The organism is Empedobacter sp. EJD.6dd (assembly GCF_057369435.1).
Genome location: NZ_CM170667.1, coordinates 1764491 through 1786320 on the forward strand (window position 1 = coordinate 1764491; position 21830 = coordinate 1786320).

A 21830-nucleotide genomic window follows, 5' to 3' on the forward strand; every position below is an offset into this window, starting at 1 on the left:
CATTAGTTTAGGGCTGTAAACAAACAGAAAACCACAATGGATTTAACTTTTAATAAAAGAGAGGATCATAACAAATTATTACTTTCGAAACTACGCCAAAAACTGAAAGAAGTTTACCTTGGTGGTGGTCAAAAAAGAATCGATGCTTTACATAGCAAAGGAAAAATGACCGCGAGAGAACGTATTGATTATCTCTTTGACGATAAAAAACCGAGTATAGAAATTGGAGCCTTAACGGGCGATGAAATGTACAAAGAACACGGCGGATGTCCTTCTGGAGGTGTTGTTGTGAAAATTGGATACGTTTCAGGCAAACAGTGTATTGTTGTTGCAAATGATGCAACTGTAAAAGCTGGAGCATGGTTTCCAATTACTGGTAAAAAGAATTTGCGTGCGCAAGAAATTGCGATGGAAAATAGGTTGCCAATTATTTACTTGGTAGATAGTGCAGGTGTTTATCTACCAATGCAAGACGAAATCTTTCCAGATAAAGAAATGTTTGGACGAATTTTTCGTAACAATGCTATCATGTCATCAATGGGAATTACTCAAATTTCTGCTGTGATGGGAAGTTGTGTAGCTGGTGGAGCTTATTTACCTATTATGAGCGACGAAGCAATGATTGTAGACAAAACAGGTTCTATTTTCTTAGCTGGAAGTTATTTGGTAAAAGCAGCTATTGGAGAAGATATTGACAACGAAACATTAGGCGGAGCGACAACTCATTGTGAAATATCTGGTGTAACAGATTATAAAGCGAAAGACGATAAAGATGCCTTGGATAGAATCAAATCTATTGTTGGTAAAATTGGAGACTACGAAAAAGCAGGTTATAATCGTATTGAAGCTATAAAGCCAGCTTTAGATGAGAAAGAAATTTATGGTATTTTACCTGAATCTCGTGCCGAGCAATATGATATGTATGAAATTATTAACAGACTTGTTGATAACTCAGAATTGGATGAATACAAACCTGACTACGGAAAATCTATCATTTGTACGTACGCACGTATCGATGGTTGGGCTGTAGGAATTGTTGCTAATCAACGTAAAATTGTAAAGTCTAAAAAAGACGGAATGCAATTTGGAGGAGTGATTTACTCTGACTCTGCAGATAAAGCCACACGTTTTATAGCAAATTGTAATCAAAAGAAAATTCCATTGGTTTTCTTACAAGATGTAACTGGTTTTATGGTTGGATCTAAATCAGAACATGGTGGAATCATAAAAGATGGTGCGAAAATGGTAAATGCTGTTTCTAATTCTGTTGTTCCTAAATTTACTATTGTTGTCGGAAATTCTTACGGAGCTGGTAACTATGCAATGTGTGGAAAAGCTTACGATCCGAGATTAATTGCTGCTTGGCCTTCGGCACAATTAGCTGTTATGGGAGGAGAACAAGCTGCGAAAGTATTATTTCAAATCAAAGAAGCTAGTTTGAAAGCTCAAGGTATTGAAGTTGATGAAGTAAAAAAACAAGAATTATTGGACGAAATTACTGCGAAATATAATAACGAAACAAGTCCTTATTATGCTGCCGCTCGTTTATGGACTGATGGAATTATTGATCCGTTAGATACACGTAAATGGATTTCGATGGGAATAGAAGCTGCTAATCATGCGCCAATCGAAAGACAATTTAATTTAGGTGTTATTCAAGTATAATCAAAAAAAATATTTTCAAAAATAAAAGAGAATCCTAAATCGGATTCTCTTTTTTATTTTTTAAATACTGTTTGAAACATGTAAATCAAATCTTGTTTGAAACTCCAATTCTTTACATATTCAACATTAATTTTCACTTTATCTGGCCAAATAATTTCATCATTATACTTTATTGGATCATTAACGTTGGATAAAATTTCTTCTTCGTTCCTATATTTTAATTGAGCAGGACCAGTAATACCAGGCTTTACTTCGAGCATAATTTGATCATCAACTTTCAATTCATCAGCATAACCTTTTACATCTGGACGAGGTCCTACAAAGCTCATTTCTCCTTTTAAGATATTAAATAATTGCGGTAATTCATCAAATTTATAATCTCTTAAAACCTTTCCTATCTTTGTAATTTGATGTTGATCAGTTGTTACAGTCGAGTTCGAGATTCCTCTAATCGTTCTTATTTTATAAATTTTGAAAAAATGACCGTTCTTCCCTACTCTTTCTTGCGTAAAAACACCAAATTGATTGGTATCAAAAGAACTTATGATAATCAACAAAACAATTAATCCCACTAAAAAAATTAGTAGGATTAATGCAAGTATATAATCAAATATGTTCTTTAGTAACATTTCAATTAAAAGAATTTACTTTTAATTCGAGAGGCTAATCGTTTGATTTTACCGAATGATGAATTATCAAAATTCTCATCTCCTGCAAAATAACCGTAACCATATCCGTAGCCATAACCATAACCGTAGCCATAACCGTAGCCATAACCGTAACCATAACCAGTTTTAATTTGGAAATCGTTAAATATGATTCCAACATTAGAAGCTTCACCTTCTTCGTATTTATTCGAAATTGCCGTAATAAAGTTTTTCTCCGAATAATTGTAACGTGTAACGTATAATGTACAATCTGCATAGCGCATCAAGTCATAAGAATCTGTTACCAATCCAATTGGAGGCGAATCAATAATTACAAACTCATATTTTTCTTTTAACTCTGCAAATAATTGATCCATTCGTTTACTCAAAATCAATTCAGAAGGATTTGGTGGAATTGGACCAGCTGTAATAATATCTAAATTAGGTAAAATTGTACGTTGCGTAATTTTATCAATTTCTAAATCTCCAGCAACATAATCTGTTACACCAACTTTATTATTGATATTAAAATCATCAAAAATTTTAGGTTTACGCAAATCTAATCCTATCAAAACAGTTTTCTTGTCCATAGAACCAATTGAGCTGGCAATATTCATCGCATTGAAAGTTTTACCTTCCCCTCCAATAAATGATGTTACTAAAATGGTTTTATTGTCTTCCTCTAAACCTGGATTTTTATATAAATATTTCAGATTAGAACGAATTGATCGGAATGATTCAGAAATTCCTGATTTTGGATTATTAATTACAACAAGAGGTGAATTATCTCCTAATGGACCAACTAAACCAATAATTGGAATATTTGTACGACCTGTAATATCTTTTAATACACGTACCTTAAAGTCTAATAATTCTTTGATTACAACATAAACAAGCGGGATTAATAATCCAATTCCTAAAGCAATTAAATAATTACGATTTGGATTTGGATAAATAGAACCTTGTCCTTGATTTTTGGCAGGATCAATAATCGTGATATCAGATACAATAGAAGCTAAAGATAAATCTGTTGTACTTAATTGATTAATCAATGTTGAATACATTGTGCTATTCAATTCAAATCCACGATTTGCTTCAACAAATTCTATTTCTTCGTAAGGTAAATCTTTTGCTTTAAATTCTGATTCAGCTAACTTAGCATTAATCATTGATAGATCAGTATTCAACTTTTGTAAATGCGCATTAACAACATTCGAAATATTATTTCTTGTTTTTGCTAATTGACGATCAATTTCTCTAATCTCATCTGTATTCGATTTGTAAACCTTAAGCATTTGCTCTCGTTGATTCTCAAGATTATCCAATTGATCTACATTTGTCATGTAATAAGACACATCTAAACCTGCAATATTAAGCGCAATTAAATTATCTACACTACTTGATTTTTTAGGCATTAAACGATGAAGAGCATTAATTTTTTCTTCAACTTCAACACGTTCTTTGTCTAATGAAGTTAGTTTCCCTAGAAGTTCTCCTTTTTTAGTGTCGAAGTTATAAACTCCTGTTTGTTTTTGTAATTCCTGAAAATTATTAGTAGCACTATCTAATTTCAATTTTACAGTTGCTATTCTTTCTTGTAAATATTTGCGGGTTTGGTAAGCTGATAAATTTCTCTCTGCAAGTTCATTTTCGATTAGAACCTGAATAGAATTATTCAACAAATCTACAGCTTCATTTAAACTTTCAGCATTTTTAGAAACAGCTATTATACTTGAAATCTTAGAAGGATTTGTAACAGAAAAGTTTTGTGTTGCTCTAGCTGTAGCATCTTTAATTGTTACTAACTTAAATGACATTGTACTCTCTGAATATGGAACATTCGAACGTGTCAACATCATTTTATAATTCTTCCCAACCATCCATTGATTATAATATCCAACCTTAGGAAGATTTAAGACATCAGATTTAATAATACTATCTTTCGTAAAATTATATAAAGAACCACTACTATTCTCTACTTCTAAATAAAAAGAATTATGATCTTTTGGTTTAACTTTAATATCAACATTTGCAACTTGTTGATGTAAAGTATCTATATGTACATGAAAAGGAGCGTCTAATTTATAAATATTAGATTTTTTCAACCTTCCCTCCTCTGTATAATAAATATAAGACTCTGTTTTCTTTACAACCTTCTGGTTATGAATACGAGATGTTAAAGTATAAGACAAACCATCAATCTTATTGGCGTTACCTCCCCAAATAAAGTTAATAGAATTAGATGCTAAAGAATTATTAGATGAACTATTGTCTTTTATTTTAAAGGTTGTATTGGCAGAATAAATTTTATTTAGCTTCCAATTATTTAAATAATAAGCAACAGCTAAAGCAATAAGCATTGAAATTATATACAATGGCCATGCATTCAATAACCTTGGTATAAGCCTTTCTACATCAATAAAGTCAGATTGTTTTTTCTTACTTTTTTGATCGATTGTTGTATTCGCCATTTCTATATTTTATCAAAAAATAAATAAACTCCTAATATTGTAGCAATTGCCCCCATAACTGTTGTGACAACGCTTAATGGATTAAGCCCTACACCCCAAACTTTTTCTTTACGAGGATTTACAACAATGATATCATTATTTTGAACCCAATAATATTCTGAATTCATAATAGATTCTTTTGTTAAATCTACATAAACTTGTTTTGTTCCATCTAAGTCTGTTCTTATTATACGAACATTTTTTAAATCTGCGTAGATATTATTTGAACCTGTTTTAGCAAAAGCTTCTAAAATTGTTAAATCTCTTTTATTAGCCCTAAACGTTCCTTGGCTTACTTCGCCAACAATTGTATATTCAATACCAGCTAAATTAACATCTATAAAAGTTCCCTTTTCATCGTAAATTTTATAAAACTCAGTTTGAATTTTCTTTCTAACTTGTTCTATAGTCAAACCTTCAATATAAATATCTCCTATTCTTGGCAACTCTATATTTCCATCTTTTCTGACAAGAACTCCAGCATTTTCTCCTAAGACAAAAGTTTGATTTCCAGAAGAAATAAAGTCACTTAAAATCCCCATAGACTCTTTAGAAGCACTTGAGACATTAATTAAAACTCTATCTCCTTTCTGTATATAATATTCTGGTTTGTCAAAAGCAATTTTTCCATTAGAATCAAGTTTAAGATTCTGATCTGGTTGAATTAATTGAACATCTTTAAGTGATATACATGAAAATAGATTCATAATTATCAATAAAATAGCGGTTTTGGTTAAAGTTGATTTTAAGTAAAGCATTGTTTATAATGATATTTTTTTTTTATTTTTTAATACTACAAGATACTTTAGAGAGAGAATGAAATTTATTGATAAAACAATAAAAATCAAAAATAGTTTATTAATTTCAATATTTCTAAAATAATACCCAACGAATATAAAAAAAATGTTAATTAATACTAATATAATAGAAGTTTGTATATGATTAAAACCTAATTTTAAAAACTGATGATGTAAATGATTTTTATCTGGAGAAAATGGGCTTCTTTTACGAAGGATTCTAATCATAAAAACTGATATAGTATCTAAAATTGGAATTACAAAAATAAAAAGTAAAATAACTGGTCCAGTTTTCAATCCTAAATTTGAAGTTTCGCTGATATACAAGAAACGAATCGCCATAAAAGTTAAAATAAAACCGATTACCATAGATCCTGTATCACCCATAAATATTCGAAACTTATTAGAAAGATTATATCGTCCAAATCCTATTAAAACAGCTAAAGTACTAACTGCTAATATTCCAATTCCGTAATCGAAAATTCTGTAAAAAATATAGACAAAACATAGGCTGATAACAATACCTATTCCAGCCGCAAGTCCATCGACACCATCTATTAAGTTGAATGCATTAATTAGCACAATAAAGACAAATATTGTGAGTAAAACTCCTATAAAATAAGGTATTTCATAAATTCCAAATAATCCTGAAAAGGAGTTAATCAAAATTCCAGATCCAAAAATAATCAATATAGTACTAATTACCTGTCCATACAATTTTTTATCAGGAGCAACGACAAGTAAATCATCCATCAAGCCAATAAAAAAAAGTATTGTAATTGCTGATAAAAAGAAAGAGTAATTAACACCTAAATCTGTTGCAAAAATTGATGTGGAAACAACTATTCCAAAAAATAAAGCAACACCTCCTAATGTTGGAACTTTATTCGAATGTGAACTTCTTTCACCAGGAACATCCATTAATTGTTTTTTGTAAGAAATTCTAATAATCTTGGGAATTGATATTAGTGTAATTATCAAAGCAAAAAAATATGCTCCAAAAATATTAACATAAATCGGAGAAATATTTAGTGTATATAGATATTCTAATAACTTAAAGTTTTCCATATTTTTTTAATCCATTTAATGCCCAAAAAAAAGTATAATAAGATGATTTCAAAACATTCATCTTCAAATATTTTCTATAAACATTATATTGTTTTTTTGCTATTTTAAATTTATCTCGCGAAACTGAATTGTTTCTAATTCGGTATACAGCAAAAGGTTCTTTAATTGCTCTCGCATATTTTATTTTATCCAACAAATCAATCCACATTGCATGATCTTCACGTAACTCTACATCAGGAACTGAAATTTTTCCAATTCTTTTCGAATCATAAACTGATGTTAACATTGGGATTGGACAATTGTATAAAATTCGTTTACGATCAACATTATCAATTGCAATAAAATCTTCTAACAATGGTTGTAAATGTTCATCAACTCTTTTATAACTTGTATAAACCAACTCTTCTTTATTTTCAATCAAAAATTGAATAGTCGTTTCTAAAAAGTTAGGCAACCACAAATCATCACTATCAATAAATGTAATATAACGTCCATTTGCTTTTCTTAAAGCCAAATTTCTTGCTTTTGCTGCACCTTGATTACTTGGCAGAATAATTAGATTAATCCTATCATCTAAAAAGGAATTGATTATTTCTACTGAACGATCTGTTGAACAATCATCTACAATAATCCATTCCCAATTCGAATATGTTTGACTTTTTATTGACTGATATGTCTCTAAAAGAAACTTTTCCGAATTAAAGCAAGGTGTAATAATTGATACTAATTCCATCTCCATAAGCCGTAAATAGCCTCTTTATTAAAAACTGTTTTATAGTTTGCAAAATTTGATTTATGAGCCTGTTTAACTTGAAACCAAAATATCAACAATACGGTATATAAAACAAAACTTATGTAAATAAAATTCCTTTTAAATTTATCTCCATCAAAAGCATACACTAATCTACCTACAGTTAAACCTAAAAATACTAAATAAAAACCAGGTAATCTAACACCAAAAATTCCTTTACCTAAGAAAAAATATAATAACACTCCAACAACAAATAAATTACGGAAATAACAATATAACTTATCATGTACAGCGTATTTATTATATACAATAATAGATAAAATTGAAATAATTTTCACAAAATCACCAATCGCAACACCATCTCCTTGATCATATAATTGACTTTGATAACTTTCAAACTTATCTTGACCAATTGGCATATATTGCATAACTACTTCAATAATAGAATTTAGTCCGGTGTAAAATCCAATTATAGCTACTACAATCAACCAACCTATCAACTTTTCATCAAATTTCATTGGAGCGATCCAATAGGCTAAAATGAAAACAATTATTGATTCATGAAATTGAAAACCAATCGTTATACAAATTAAAAATTTAATAAGATTTCTATCAATAATATATCGTATTGAATATAATGCAATTGCGTTTGCTAAACCCTGTCTAATATGAACATGTTCTTCGAACATAAAGTTAGGCATTGCGTAGATAAAGAGAACTAAAAATGGAAAACCTCCGTATTTATAAAACGTTGTAGTTTTTAATATTAATGAAGTGGTAGCAATTATTAATGTTACCATTCCAAAATCGAAACCATAATCAACAAGTAACTTATTTAAACCTAAATAACCCTTCTCCATACTTGCCATGTCAGCAAAACGATCAAACTCAGACCAGGAAACATCACCTAATAATTGAAAAGTTTTAAAATAAGCAATCCAATCTGGACTAAGTCCATATCCAAATCCAGCTGTTAGAGCCATTATAATTACAATTAATACATATAATTGCTTACTAACTTTTTTATTAGAAAATTCGAAAAAAGAAGCAACAACGAGAAAAGCAAATATGAATAAATAAATTAAACTCACTTCAAATTAAAATTTTAGTAATAGTTGAAGATTAATAAAGGATAGACGATAATAAATTCTTTTTTTCAATGATAGTGAATTTAAGTAGTTTTTATTAAAACGTTTGTAATTTTTAAGTTCTTTTTTTGTTAAGTTACAGTGTTGCAAAAAATCACTTAAAGCGAGCAACATGTTTCGTTTCAAAAAATTGTCTTTCACATAAGCAACATAGGCTAAATATGAATAATATCCTTGAATTATTTGAAAACGTTTTAACTCAGTTGCAAATGTATTATATTTACTCTTATAAAAATAATTTGTCACTTCATTTACAGCAAGAAACATATCCAAACCTTTTTCTGTATGCGATTTAGTAATAGAATCTTGGCGTTCGTAATATTTATAAAATGGTTCATTAATTTTAGAAATAACTGTTGAGTCTAAAACTAATTTTGGAATCAGCTCAATATCTTCAAAATGAATTCCTTTTCTAAATTGATGATGATCAAACAACGATCTTTTGAAAATTTTATTACAAGCAAAACAACTCATTTCTCCAAAAATTGTAAGATCTTCTTTCAACACAATTTTTGAAGGTAATTGTGGAGATTGAGGTAAATCACGAAATTCAGTTCCATTTTCGTCCACTTTTACCAAATCACACAACACAATTTCTGATTGGTGTTCTTCTGCTAAATCAATCATTTTTTCAAACATTTCTAAATCGATGTAATCGTCCGAATCTACAAATGCTATATAATCACCAGATGCTCTTTTTATTCCAACATTTCGTGCATCACTCAAACCTCCATTATCTTTCAGAATAGAAATAATTCTCACATCAGTATTTTTATACTGATTAATAATCGTTTGCGAATTATCTTTAGAACCATCATTTACTACAATCACTTCAATATTTTTTAGCGTTTGATTCAAAATAGAATCTAAACACTTCGAAAGATATTTTTCGGTGTTATAAACAGGAACAATAACTGATATTTTAGGTTGAATTGGCATTATATATTATCAAAAACTGATTCGTATTGTTGAATAATTATTTGTTTACTAAATCGTGAATGAATACTTTTTACGATTTTGCTTTTATCATGAGATTCATTCAAAACTTCTTTTATTCTTTGAGCAAAACCTTCCGAATCTTCAATCGGAAAAATCTCTCCATTTATTTTATTTTCTATGATTTCATTTATTCCTCCAGGCGCATTATTTGCTAAACTATATGTTCCACAAGCACCAGCTTCTAACAAAACATTCGGAAAACCTTCGTAACGGGAAGAAAGTACAAACAAATCAGCTTGTTTTAAAAAAACAAACGGATTACTCACTTTTCCCAAAAAAGAAACATTTGATAACTCTAATTGTTCTTTCAAATCAAGCAACTCTTCTTTAAAAGCTCCATCTCCAAGAATTGTCAATTTAATTTTTTCATTTTTTAACTTATTCATTACTTTTAATAACAAATCGAATCCTTTTCTTGGTGAAAGATTACCGATTGCGACTATATTTTTATAGCCCGTGTTAAAATTGACAAAAACATTTTCCAATTTTAATCGATTAATTAAATCAAAATCAACAGGATTATTAATTTTAATGATTTTATTTTCAGAAATATTAAACGTCTGAATCAAATCATTTTTCATATCATCACTTTGTGCAATAATTTGATGAAAATTATTATAAAAACGATAAAAAAATAAAATCTCTTTACGTGTCACGTGTTTCGAAACCACATTTGTTTCACGTGTAATAAATTTCGTGTTTGGAAAAAAAGAAATAATGGGTGATAAAAATGCCGAAATTTCTCCCCAACCTGTAAAAACAATTTCAGGTTTTAACTTTCGAATTAATGGAATGATTTTAAAAATTGAATATCGAATTCGTGAAATATTTAATTCTATAATTTCAACATCATTTTTTAAATAATTCAGATAATATCCTTGTTTTTTAAACAATACCAATTTTGGACAAAACTTTGTTCGATCCAATTCATTACAAAGTGTCATAATCACTCGCTCTGCTCCTCCTTGATTAAGGTCTGGTAATATAAAAAGTATCGTTTTCAAATCTTAATCTTCGATTCTATTATTAATATAACCTTCTGTTGCATTTTCATTCGAAATTATTGTCATCGGATTTCCTGTCACAATAGAATTATCTGGCACATCTTGCGTTACATAACTATTTGGTGCAATCAAGACATTATTTCCAATTGTAATTCCGCCAACAATTACGGCATTTGTTCCAACCCAAACATCATCTTTCAAAGTAGGAAAACCTTTCAACTTCCCTCTATTTGTTTGTCCTAAAGTCACTCCATGAGCTATATTGCAATTTTTACCAATCTTAGATTTTGGATTAATTACAACAGTTCCCCAATGTCCCAAATTAAGACCAGGACCAATCTCTGTCTTAGCAGAAATTTGATAACCATATTTTATAGAATATCGACGTAATAATAAGCGATAAAAAATTCCGATAGGATTATTTGAAGAATATTGTTGTGCTTTTCTCAAACAAAAAATAAATCGAAAACCTGGACTCATAAAGCCTTTTAGAAAAGGTGAGTTTGTCCAATACCCAAAGTTGCGATAAAAATCTTTTTGAATAATTGTTTTCATATTTAATTGTTTAAATGATATTCAATTGATTTAACAGCATTTCCTAACTCAAAAGGTAAGGATTTTGTTTCAATTATACGCTTATGATTTATTGCAATATCAGGATTCTGAATAAAATACTTCATTCCTTGATATATCGCATCTTCTTCGTTATCTATAATATAACCCAATTCTCCATCGTTCAATATTTCACGGACACCAGAAACATCAGTTGCAACAATAGGTTTAGCTAAAACTAAAGCCTCAAACAAAACGGTTGGATAACCTTCGTAACGAGATGATAAAATATAATAATCTGCAGATACAAAATATGGATAAGGATTCTCTTTAAACCCAATTAATTTAGCTGTTTCTTCAACTTTTAATTCATCAACCAATTTTTTGATATTTGGAAAATCGTATCCATCACCTACAATCCAAACTTGATGAGGAAAACCTTCATCTAACAAACGACGATGTGCTCTCAATAAACGATCAAATCCTTTTTGTGGGAAAACTGTTCCAATCGATACAAATGTCGGTTGATTTTCAACCTTCGTTAAATCACAAGCTTCTTTTGCCAAGGCTTTAATTTCATTAACATCAATCGGATTATAAATACGAACTACTTTATTTTTTTCTTCTTGTGAAGAAGTTAAATCTAAAAATAATTGATTAATCTTATCAGAAATCACCAAAATTTTATCAAATCTGAAAAATGATTTTAATCGTTCTTCTGTATATTCAGGAATATTAGATAAATCGTTGTGAATCCAAACTATTTTTTTTGAAGATTTGATTGGTGAATGTAAAATATCATCTGCTATTCCATGAATTGCTGCAAATTCTATATCATACGTTTTATTCGGTAAAATAAACTTGTAAAGCAGTTTCGGAAATCTCTTCAAAACTGTTTGATACCCCACTCGAAATGCTTTTTGAGGAATATCTTTTAAACGATTTGTTGTAATCATTTCACCTTTATTCAGATAATAAATAGTGATCCAAGACGGAACATCTTTTAAATATTTTCCTGAATAAAGATTTAACAATAAATCTATTTCGTATTTATCCGGTAATAAATTTTTCAAAAAAGTTACTAATACTTTTTCGGCACCTCCATGACGAAGCGAGCCAATACGTATTAATATTTTCTTTTTAGCTGACATTATTTTGCAGTAGATTTATGTTTATACAAGTAAAAATCTCGTCCTGAAGGCTTGAATTTATATATTTTATCTAAAATTTGATTATCAGATTTCGCAACATCAGCTACTTTAAATTCTTTAATCAATTCATACTCATTATAAATTGATTTATCAGCCAATTCCCCTTTAAACATTGGTTTGTGATCTTCTAAAATATAGTCCGGTTTAGCTTTGTTTATCAAATTTGAAAAACCAACAGCTTGTCCATTTTTCACTATATTTTCATCTGTTAAACGCTTATCAACTAAACCTACATAATCTATCACTCTTAATTTTGAAAAATAAGGAATATATCCGGCTGGTTCGAGAAAAATATATTTATTCTTATTTGGTTCTATTGAATCTAAATACAACCCTATCTTTCGCGCATAATTCCACTCTCCATGTCCTGTTGCAATAGAATGTATAGCTTGATATCCCGTAAAAGGTATAAAAATGACAACGAAATATAAAATTGAAAAAGTTTTATATTTTTCTGAATCTAAAACAACTAAAATTATTGGTAAGAACAAGCAAATCTGTGGAATCCAATAATACCAATCAAACCAAGAATTAGCAGCTCCAAAAATGATTGACTTTACAAATCCAAAAAGAAATAGAAATCCAACAACTTTCTTTTTAGTGGAATCCCATTTTCTAAATAAAAAAACTAAACATAGTAATGCTACAAAAAACAATATAATTGTTGAGAAATTATAAATCGATGTCGGAAATTTAATTATTCCAAAATAATTAGGCCCAAAATATTTAAATTCCACAAATCTCTCTAATAATGTAGGATTCGCATAATTATTTTTCTTAGATGTAATAGTATTATTTACTATTTCTCCAAAATAAAACCAATTAAAAGCTACTGTTGAAAAAACGGCTAAAATTCCACCAATCATTAATGTCGTATTCCATTTACGTTGTTGAATAACATCGTAAACAAATAACAAACCTAAAAATATACACGTATCAATACGTGTCCAAAGAATTAAAATTGGCATAACAATAAAAGCCCAATTCTTACGCTCTATAAGTCCATATTTTATTAAAGTAACATAAAAAAAGAAAAGCAAACCGAATTCCATTCCCAAAATCGACATTTTGATAGCAGGAGGAAGAAAACTTACAAATAAAATAAAAAGTATAATCTTATTTGTCGAATTAAAGAACAACTTTCCTAACCAATATACACCTATTGTAAATACAATTGTATTGAAAATAAGTAGCGGATAAATAAAATTTACTTCTCCAAAAATTGATTGAAATACAACACCTATAAAAACATACAAATGCGTAGTGGATGCGGATATTTTTTCTGCTCCATTATAGCCATAAACTCCATACTCAATAATATTTCGAGCAACTCGCCATGAAATTAAAGCATCTTCCTGAATATGGCGTGTAAAGAAAAAGATAGATTTTAGAAGTATAATTAATATTGATGCAATAAAAATTCTACTCTTATTCAAAGAATCTTTCATAAATTAGGTTTGGTTTGCAAATATAGGGTTTTAATTAAAATATCTATAATTAGGTTGAGAAGCTAATGAAAACATTGCTTCATCTCCTTTTGTATCGCCAAAAGCAATAATTTCATCGAATAAGGATAAATCAATTTCTTTTTCGATTCTATGTTTTTTCTCCTCGTAATTACAATTTGGTGAATCAAAATTTCCTGTATAAAAACCTTGTTCATCAAATTTTGATTTTGTACAAATTAATCCCATTCCATAATAGTCGGCGAAAGGTTTAATCCAAAAATCTATTGAAGCTGAAACAATAAATTTATCATGATAATTACTTAAAGATTTGATATATTCATTTGCTTTTGGATATATTAATGATTGATGGTTTTGTTCAAAATAATTTTGAGCCAATTCATTTATTTCAACATAAGATTTACCTTTTAAGAATTTTGAAATAAATTTTTCTTTCACAATAGCAGCTTCAATTATCTTTAATTTAGAAGCGACAAATAATGGAATAAATATCAGATAATTAATAAAATAAACTTTAGAAAAAGAGAATTTTAAAAAATCGAATAAGGTATCTTTCTTTGTTAAAGTTCCATCAAAATCAAAAAGATATAAATTACGATTCATTACATTTTTAGTTTTTTGAAAATAAACTCAGGAATATTACGAATAATCATCATAATTCCCCACCACAAAAATGTTACATAAACGACGTTTTTCTTTTTCAAATAAGCTTTATAAATAATATCTGCTGCTTGATCTGGTTGTGCTGTTAATGGCTTTGGTGTTTCTATATCTGCTGTCATCTTAGTATCCATAAATCCAGGAATAACTGTCATCACATGCACTTTTTTATGAAACAAATAATTTCTTAATCCTGCTAAATATGCAGTAAACCCAGCTTTTGCAGAACCATAAATAAAATTGCTTTGACGACCACGTTCACCAGCTACAGAAGACAACCCAATGATAGTTCCCGAACTTTTTGCCTCAAATTTCTGTGCAAAATAATTAATTAAGACAATTAATTTTGAGTAATTAACTTCTACTATTTGTTTTGTATTCCAATCGTCATATAAACCTTCTTCCGAATTTTTTCCTAAATATCCAGATGCACAAAACAATAATTCAGAATCGATATGAGAAATTAAAGAATAATCATTATCTTTTGTCAAATCAAAATGAACAACCTCGCATTGTTGCTCATATTTAGCAAAAAAATGTTGTGCTAACTTAACTGTTTTATCAACATTCGATGTAAATAAATAAACTATTGGAAAACGTTTTCCTTCTTTCAAAACCTTTTCTACAAAAGCTATTGCCACATCTGAATTGGATCCTAATACTATCATTTCTGCTTAAATCTATTGATACGTTCGTTCTGCATCGACTCAAATTTTAACGATTCGATGTTCTGTAAATAATCTGTTAATACAGGATTAGACATTGCATCTTTTGTACGATAAATATGTCCTCCAAATTCCATCACAATTTTATCTAAATTAATAATTAATTTCTCTAATTTATTGTTGACTTTAAAGTCTAAAGCCAACGTATAACCTTTCATCGGAAATGAATTGTAAGCTTGCGGATTATTATCTCCAAACAATTTCAAAACAACTAAAAAAGAACCATTTCCGCTTACAGCGATTGTCTCTAAGATTTTTTTCATTCCTTCTTTACCACGCTCTTTTGGAATAACAAATTGATATTGAATAAATCCATTTTTACCATAAATACGATTCCAATTATGAACAGTATCTAAAGGATAAAAAAACGTTTCATAATCAACAACATTCTTCAAATGTTTTTTTCCTTGCTTGTTAAAATACAACCAATTGAAAATTTTGATTGATAATGGATTCAACGCAAAATTTGGAAAAAAGAAAGGAATATTTAAAGTAGGTTTCTTCTTTAATTTTAAAGGATTTTTCTTTAATTTCTCAGGTAATTCAGCCAAAGTAGCATGTTCTCCACGCAACATAATTGACTTTCCTAAGTTTTCTCCTTTTTGTAAACAATCTAACCAAGCTACGTTGTACGTCCACGATTCTGAAGATTCAAATAATTCGAAAATTTCATCTAAATTTTTGGCTTGTATAGCTTCATTCTTGATATAAGCAGTTTCAATTTTTTTCAACATAAATTTTGCTGAAAGTAGAACTCCTGTCAATCCCATTCCTCCTATTGTTCCCCAAAATAAATTTGAATTTTCATTTCTCGAACAACGCAAAATATCACCATTTTCAATCATTAAATCAAAATGAATCAAATGATCTGAAAAACATCCATCAATGTGATGATTTTTTCCATGAACATCAGAAGCAATCGCTCCACCAACTGTAATAAACTTAGTTCCAGGTGTTACCGAAATAAAATATCCAGAAGGAATAGAAACGTCTAAAATATCTGATAATAAAACACCAGATTCTACTTCTATAATCCCATTTTCACGATCAAAATCAATAAATTTATTCCATTTCGAAGTCGATATAATTGTATTTTGTAAAGATGCATCTCCATAACAGCGTCCATTTCCACGAGCGATTAGTTGCTCATTAGAAAGAATTGCTTCCTGTAATTCTAAAATTGTTGTAGGAGAAACAACATTGGCTTTTATAGATGGATAGAGCCCCCAATTGGTTACTGGAGTTAATTTTTTATTTTCCATTGTTAAAATAAATCAATAAAATATAGCTAATTCCCCACATCACAATTAAAATTTGCAGAAAATGATCTTTAAAAATTAATTTGGTAGGAGATTCTGTTTTAGCGTACACAAATGTCTGTTGTAAATAGCGCAAAACCGCTGCAAAAACGAAAACAAAGGTATAAATAATATAATGATGAAATTTGGATTGTGTTTCAGGCGAAAGTATAAACATCATATAACAAATAACTGCAACTGTACATGTTATCGCCAAAGCTGAATTAAGAAAATTGAGATTATAACCGTCTAAAGATTTTCTTGTAACACCCATTAATTCTGCGTTTACCAACTCTCCTCTTCTTTTTCCAAGCGCTAAAATTAACGCCAAATCAAAAACCAGCAATATAGTCCAATCAGTTACTAAAAGCCCTGTCATATAACCTCCTACAAAAACTCGTAAAAGAAAACCGAATGCAATAATCATCACATCGAGAATAGCAATTTGTTTTAGCTTAAAAGAATAAGCGATATTCATTAAAAAATAAACTCCTACAAGAATGGCTACCTGAAAAGTTCCAAATATCCAAAGCATAAGTGAGGTTAAAATTACCAAAACAAAAAATAATATTAACGTATTTTGCTTTGAAATCTTACCGCTCGCTAAAGGCCGATTCTTTTTTTCTGGATGTTTTTTATCTTTTTCAATATCTACATAATCATTCACAATGTAAATACTACTTGCAACAAAAGAAAAAATAAAAAATCCATAAAACGATTCAATAAACAAATCGATATTTAATAAATTCCCAGAGAAAAATAATGGTAAAAAAACAAAAAGGTTTTTCACCCATTGATTTATTCGCATAAGTTTTAAATAGTGTGTCATTTTATTTTAATATTCTTTTATAAATTTTTATTAATTTTTTTTCGAGAAACTCATAACATATTAATCCGAAAAAAATCACTAAAACAATTACAATAATTGGAGAAAGATATCTTAAGTTAAAATTATCATTCAAATACTTGACAAAAACAACACCTAAATAATAATGAATCAAATACATACTATAAGAAGCTGTACCTATTTTTAGTAAAATAGGCTGTTCTAAAAAAGATAATTTTTTAGGTTTATAAACAAAAAGTAGTATAAAAATAAAAACAGAAATAGAAAATAAGAGTATTCCAAAATTTAATTCTTTTAAAACACATAGACCTAATAAAGATATAATAATATATAAAAAAGTTTTCTTTTTGGTTTGATAAAGCTTAAGCAAAAACATCCCAATAATAAACCAAATACACTCACTAAAAAGTACTAGACACCTTGCAACAAGTCTATAATAATCAAGTTGAGATTCTGAGAAATAATTTAATAAAAAAGATCGTGCAGAATGAGAATAAAAAATCATTTGTAACGGCATCATTATGATACACATAAGGATAAAATACCATAAATATTTATTTTTATTCAAAAAATACAATAATCCTATTATAACATAAAAACATACTTCAACCCAAAGACTCCAATAAGCATTATCTAAATAGTAATATTTAATTTCTCCTGAATATAAATCAAAAACATGAGGATCGATAAAAGTATTAGCTATTAAATAATTCCAAACATTTTTAGAATTCTCATAACCTTCACCTAAGTAAAAAGAATAAAAAAATACAAAGGTTAAGGTTGAACAAATTATCATAGCAGGTGATAATCTAATAAATCTATTTTTTAAATAAGTTTTAAAATTATCTGTTCGTTCAAGTGTTAAGGAAATTACAAATCCTGAAATAATAAAAAATAAAGGAACTCCATATGCTCCATAAAAAAATAATTCTCCTAATTCGGGATAAACTTTTGAACTATAATAATGATGTAAAAAAACTGAAAGAATAGCAAAAACTCTTAAGCTATCAAAAACCTTTATCCTATTTCTATCCATTACTTCAATTTAAAATAAATAAACGACAACGGGTATATAAGTATTGACAACAATTTAAAGTGCTTCAATCCTTTATTGATTTTTGAAAAACTGTTATGATTAATCATAGAATAGACTTGGTATCCAACTAAATTACGAATTAATGCTTTCGGGTAAGTAAAAAGTTTTGATCCATAAGAATTTAAGAATGACTTATAACCTTCCATCAAACCAAATGTGTTTTTTCCTGTCCAGCGTGTATTTGAAACTGAGTTCTCATCTGCTTCATCCAAATGGTAGTTACGAACAACTTTATTAACAAATCTTGTCTTGATTCCTGCTGCATCGTAAGTATTAAAAAACACCGACTGGGGAATATATCCTTTGTTCTGAAAAGATGAATAATCAAAGTTTTTCAACAATTGTTGATAAGTCTGCGTTATAAATATTCCAAACTTATCTCCACGCACTTTATACTTGTAACGCATATCTAAAATAGATCCATCAAAACCATTATTTGGATATTGATGACCTACAATTTTTCCATCTTCGTATTGAGATAATCCCATGACAGAAATAAAATCATCTTGATTATTGATTTTCTCTACCTCATCAAACAAAATTTGTAGCGAATCCAAAGGATATGAATCATCCGAATCCACAATCATAAAATATTTTGAAGTTACTTTTTTGATTCCTTCAAAAACGGTGATAAATTTATGTTGATTCTCATTCCAGAAATACTCAATATCAATTAAACCTTCGGATTTGAAGTTATCAACAATTTCTTTGGTATTGTCTGTAGAACCATCGTCCATAATAATCCATTTAAAATCTTTAAACGTTTGATTTTTTAATGAATCATAAACTCTCGATAATGTATGGGCACGATTATACGAAGGCGTAATTATTGTTATTTTAACCTCGTTCATTAGTTGATTTTAATTGATATTGTTGTTCGAAAACTTCTGAAACTTGGCGGTAAATCTCTTTTTCATCAAATTTATAGTACGCATTTTCCGTTCCATCTACAATTTTTTGAACCAACTTTGGATCGTTCATAAATTGTTTCATTGACTCATACATATCTTGTTCGTCATAATTTATTAAAAACCCATCTATACCATGATCAATCATCTCCGAAATACCACCAACATTAGTCGAAATAATTGGCTTTCGCATACACATCACTTCTCCTATAACAAGTGGATAAGATTCCGATTGTGTAGGTAAAATAAAATAATCAGAAGCTTTGATATAGGGATAAGGATTTGTTTGAGAATCTAACAATAAAAAAGAATCTTCTACACCTAATTCTTTACGTTGTTTTTTCAAATTCCCCATTTCATTTCCACCACCAATGACAGCAATTTTATGGTTAAAACCATCATCTAATAATCGTTTATGTACTTTCATTAATGCATGATAGCCTTTACGATGATGCAAACGCCCCATAGACGAAAAAACTGGTAAATCAGTTTTATAAGAATGTTCAAAAAGTTCGGCTTTTTTCAAAACCTCATCTACTTTTATTACATTATAAATTACAGTCGATTTTGGATATTTAACTTGATACAAATCATCAATCACCTGACGTGTTTGTTTTGAACCAAAAATCATGAAATCAAATCTTCTCATTTTTTCGATACGACTCAAAACTCTTTGCTGATCAGTATCATAACTAACGTCTGTATGAAACCAGCCAATTTTACGAGATTTTTTATCTGGCGAATTCAATACCATATCAAATTCTGCATAACCTGGTGAAACCTCAATATCGTATTTTTCTGGAACTTTTAGTTGATATAATATTGAAGGAAATTGATCATAAACTTCTAATTTTAACCTGCGCCAAACCAATTGCATTTTTTGAATAAATGGATTAGAACTCATTTGTTCTTTTCCTTTTTCTACAATTATTACTTTAATATCTGTGGGAATTTCTTTGATTAATTCTCCTTGATACAAATTAAGCATCAAAGTAAAATCGAATTTATCTTTTGATAAGTTTCGCAATAAATCTAAAACTACTCTTGGAACTCCACCCATTTCTAACGAACGAAGCCTAAAAAGTACTTTTATTTTTTTAGGTTGATTTGACATTTGGTTAGTTTAATGAACAAAAATACAACATTGATTTTGAATTGAATAATACAACAATCTAAAAACTCATAAAATAATTCTTAATTTTGCAGAAAAATTTGAAAATGTTCAAAATTGGAACAAAAGTTAAAGTGATTGATGATAACATTTCGGGGACAATTACCAAATTAAAAGGTGAGTTTGTTTACTTTAATGATGAGTTTGGTTTTGAGTATGAGTATCGCCAAGATGAGATTATCAAAGATATTGAGATTGATTACGAAGAATATCGCAACGTGGAGATAAAAGAATTTTCGAAACCAAAATTCAAAACATTTCGTAAATCTCATCGTCATCCATATTTAACGCGAGAAGTTGATTTACATATCGAAAATTTGGTTGATAATTGGCGCAATTTGGATAATGCCGAAATTATACAAACGCAATTAGATGTAGCGAGAAATGAAATAGAACGTGCTATGTTCGAAAGTCAAGTTCGATTGATTTTGATTCATGGTTATGGAAAAGGAATTTTGAAAAAAGAGTTAACAGAATTACTTTATCGTTATACCAATATCGAGTTCTATGACGCCTCGTTCAAGGAATATCACGGCGACGCCATAGAAGTCAAATTTATTTAGAATGTGACTCTGAACTTAATTTCAAAACCTCATCATTGATTATTAGAATCTTTTGATCCAATCCATTAAATCAAAATAATTTTGAGGTACAATTCCATGTCCACTTCTGTATTCATGATATTCGAAATTGATATTCATCGATTTTAAGAATTCATCCCCCATTCTTCCCAACTCTATCGGCAACACGACATCGTCTGTTCCGTGCGAAACATAAAAATTTAAATTAGAAAAATCTTTCTTTTGATCAAAATCTCCAATAATTTTAGCTTCTGGATAACCGCTTAAAATTGCAACATTCTTGATCTTTTCTGGATTATTCAAAGAAATTGCATAACTCAAAATCGCACCTTGACTAAATCCCATCAACGTTACATTTGCGGTATCCAAATTCTCTTGTGTAATAATTGCATCAATAAATTCAACCAATTTATTACGTGATTCTACTGCTTGTGCTTCATCCATCCACTTTTCATTGTTCACAAAATTGATGTCATACCACGCATATCCGCCATACATAATATCATGCAACGCACGCACACTTACAATATGTGCATTTTGTGGTAAATCTTGTGCAAACGAAAACAGATCTTCTTCGTTACTTCCATAACCATGAATCAAGACAAATAGAGGCGTTTTTTCAGTTGCTACAACCGGAGGTCTTTCAATATATTTTATATTATTTAATTCTTTCATTTTGTATTTATTTTGGATAAAAGTACAATTTATATAAAACAAAAATGGTAT

21 protein-coding genes are annotated in these 21830 nt (G+C 29.0%); 2 read left to right on the plus strand and 19 right to left on the minus strand.

Going from position 1 to position 21830, the window contains the following annotated elements; genetic code table 11:
* Nucleotides 1–36: 36 nt before the first annotated feature.
* Nucleotides 37–1665, plus strand: coding sequence for an acyl-CoA carboxylase subunit beta (locus tag AC2I98_RS08335; protein WP_486411254.1), 1629 nt, complete (start codon nt 37–39; stop codon nt 1663–1665).
* Between the two features lie 53 nt (nt 1666–1718).
* Here AC2I98_RS08335 and AC2I98_RS08340 read toward each other — a convergent pair whose 3' ends face one another.
* The 18 genes from AC2I98_RS08340 to AC2I98_RS08425 form a co-directional block, all read right to left on the minus strand.
* Nucleotides 1719–2294, minus strand: coding sequence for a sugar transferase (locus AC2I98_RS08340; protein WP_486411255.1), 576 nt, complete (start codon nt 2292–2294; stop codon nt 1719–1721).
* Nucleotides 2295–2299: 5 nt separating this feature from the next.
* Nucleotides 2300–4783, minus strand: coding sequence for a polysaccharide biosynthesis tyrosine autokinase (locus AC2I98_RS08345; protein WP_486411256.1), 2484 nt, complete (start codon nt 4781–4783; stop codon nt 2300–2302).
* 2 nt (nt 4784–4785) lie between these two features.
* Entirely contained in the window at nt 4786–5529 is a 744-nt protein-coding gene (locus AC2I98_RS08350; protein ID WP_486411257.1) for a polysaccharide biosynthesis/export family protein, read from the minus strand.
* Nucleotides 5530–5583: 54 nt separating this feature from the next.
* A complete protein-coding gene (locus AC2I98_RS08355; protein WP_486411258.1) occupies nt 5584–6687 on the minus strand; it encodes a glycosyltransferase family 4 protein in 1104 nt (367 codons plus the stop codon).
* A complete protein-coding gene (locus tag AC2I98_RS08360; RefSeq protein ID WP_486411259.1) occupies nt 6674–7420 on the minus strand; it encodes a glycosyltransferase family 2 protein in 747 nt (248 codons plus the stop codon). Before AC2I98_RS08360 ends, AC2I98_RS08355 begins: the two co-directional genes overlap by 14 nt.
* Nucleotides 7411–8421 carry an EpsG family protein gene (locus AC2I98_RS08365; RefSeq protein WP_486411260.1) on the minus strand — a complete coding sequence of 337 codons (1011 nt, stop codon included), beginning with the start codon at nt 8419–8421 and terminating at the stop codon, nt 7411–7413. The genes AC2I98_RS08360 and AC2I98_RS08365 overlap by 10 nt, the downstream gene beginning before the upstream one ends.
* 114 nt (nt 8422–8535) lie before the next feature.
* The gene (locus AC2I98_RS08370) at nt 8536–9525 is read right to left on the minus strand and encodes a glycosyltransferase family 2 protein (protein WP_486411261.1); all 990 of its coding nucleotides are present in this window, start codon (nt 9523–9525) and stop codon (nt 8536–8538) included.
* Nucleotides 9525–10529, minus strand: coding sequence for a glycosyltransferase (locus AC2I98_RS08375; protein WP_486414068.1), 1005 nt, complete (start codon nt 10527–10529; stop codon nt 9525–9527). Before AC2I98_RS08375 ends, AC2I98_RS08370 begins: the two co-directional genes overlap by 1 nt.
* Before the next feature lie 63 nt (nt 10530–10592).
* Nucleotides 10593–11144, minus strand: a complete 552-nt coding sequence (locus AC2I98_RS08380) for a serine O-acetyltransferase (protein WP_486411262.1) — start codon at nt 11142–11144, stop codon at nt 10593–10595.
* Between the two features lie 2 nt (nt 11145–11146).
* The gene (locus AC2I98_RS08385; RefSeq protein WP_486411263.1) at nt 11147–12292 is read right to left on the minus strand and encodes a glycosyltransferase; all 1146 of its coding nucleotides are present in this window, start codon (nt 12290–12292) and stop codon (nt 11147–11149) included.
* The gene (locus AC2I98_RS08390) at nt 12292–13800 is read right to left on the minus strand and encodes a hypothetical protein (protein ID WP_486411264.1); all 1509 of its coding nucleotides are present in this window, start codon (nt 13798–13800) and stop codon (nt 12292–12294) included. Before AC2I98_RS08390 ends, AC2I98_RS08385 begins: the two co-directional genes overlap by 1 nt.
* Nucleotides 13801–13830: 30 nt before the next feature.
* Nucleotides 13831–14421 carry an HAD-IB family hydrolase gene (locus tag AC2I98_RS08395; protein WP_486411265.1) on the minus strand — a complete coding sequence of 197 codons (591 nt, stop codon included), beginning with the start codon at nt 14419–14421 and terminating at the stop codon, nt 13831–13833.
* Nucleotides 14421–15146, minus strand: coding sequence for an SDR family NAD(P)-dependent oxidoreductase (locus AC2I98_RS08400; RefSeq protein ID WP_486411266.1), 726 nt, complete (start codon nt 15144–15146; stop codon nt 14421–14423). Before AC2I98_RS08400 ends, AC2I98_RS08395 begins: the two co-directional genes overlap by 1 nt.
* Nucleotides 15143–16465: an FAD-binding oxidoreductase gene (locus AC2I98_RS08405; RefSeq protein ID WP_486411267.1), complete on the minus strand. Its 1323-nt coding sequence runs from the start codon at nt 16463–16465 to the stop codon at nt 15143–15145. Before AC2I98_RS08405 ends, AC2I98_RS08400 begins: the two co-directional genes overlap by 4 nt.
* Complete coding sequence (locus AC2I98_RS08410) at nt 16455–17330, minus strand: UbiA prenyltransferase family protein (RefSeq protein WP_486411268.1); 876 nt, start codon at nt 17328–17330, stop codon at nt 16455–16457. Before AC2I98_RS08410 ends, AC2I98_RS08405 begins: the two co-directional genes overlap by 11 nt.
* 1 nt (nt 17331) lies before the next feature.
* Nucleotides 17332–18384 (minus strand): acyltransferase family protein, encoded by a 1053-nt coding sequence (locus AC2I98_RS08415; protein ID WP_486411269.1) that lies wholly within the window; start codon nt 18382–18384, stop codon nt 17332–17334.
* On the minus strand, nt 18384–19295 hold the full coding sequence (locus AC2I98_RS08420; protein ID WP_486411270.1) for a glycosyltransferase family A protein: 912 nt from the start codon (nt 19293–19295) through the stop codon (nt 18384–18386). Before AC2I98_RS08420 ends, AC2I98_RS08415 begins: the two co-directional genes overlap by 1 nt.
* Nucleotides 19282–20466 (minus strand): glycosyltransferase, encoded by a 1185-nt coding sequence (locus tag AC2I98_RS08425; RefSeq protein ID WP_486411271.1) that lies wholly within the window; start codon nt 20464–20466, stop codon nt 19282–19284. The genes AC2I98_RS08420 and AC2I98_RS08425 overlap by 14 nt, the downstream gene beginning before the upstream one ends.
* Nucleotides 20467–20570: 104 nt before the next feature.
* On the opposite strand from AC2I98_RS08425, the gene AC2I98_RS08430 reads away from it, so the two are divergent.
* Nucleotides 20571–21086: a hypothetical protein gene (locus AC2I98_RS08430; RefSeq protein ID WP_486411272.1), complete on the plus strand. Its 516-nt coding sequence runs from the start codon at nt 20571–20573 to the stop codon at nt 21084–21086.
* A gap of 42 nt (nt 21087–21128) precedes the next feature.
* On the opposite strand, the gene AC2I98_RS08435 is transcribed toward AC2I98_RS08430, so the two are convergent.
* Nucleotides 21129–21779 (minus strand): alpha/beta hydrolase, encoded by a 651-nt coding sequence (locus AC2I98_RS08435; protein ID WP_486411273.1) that lies wholly within the window; start codon nt 21777–21779, stop codon nt 21129–21131.
* Nucleotides 21780–21830: the final 51 nt, after the last annotated feature.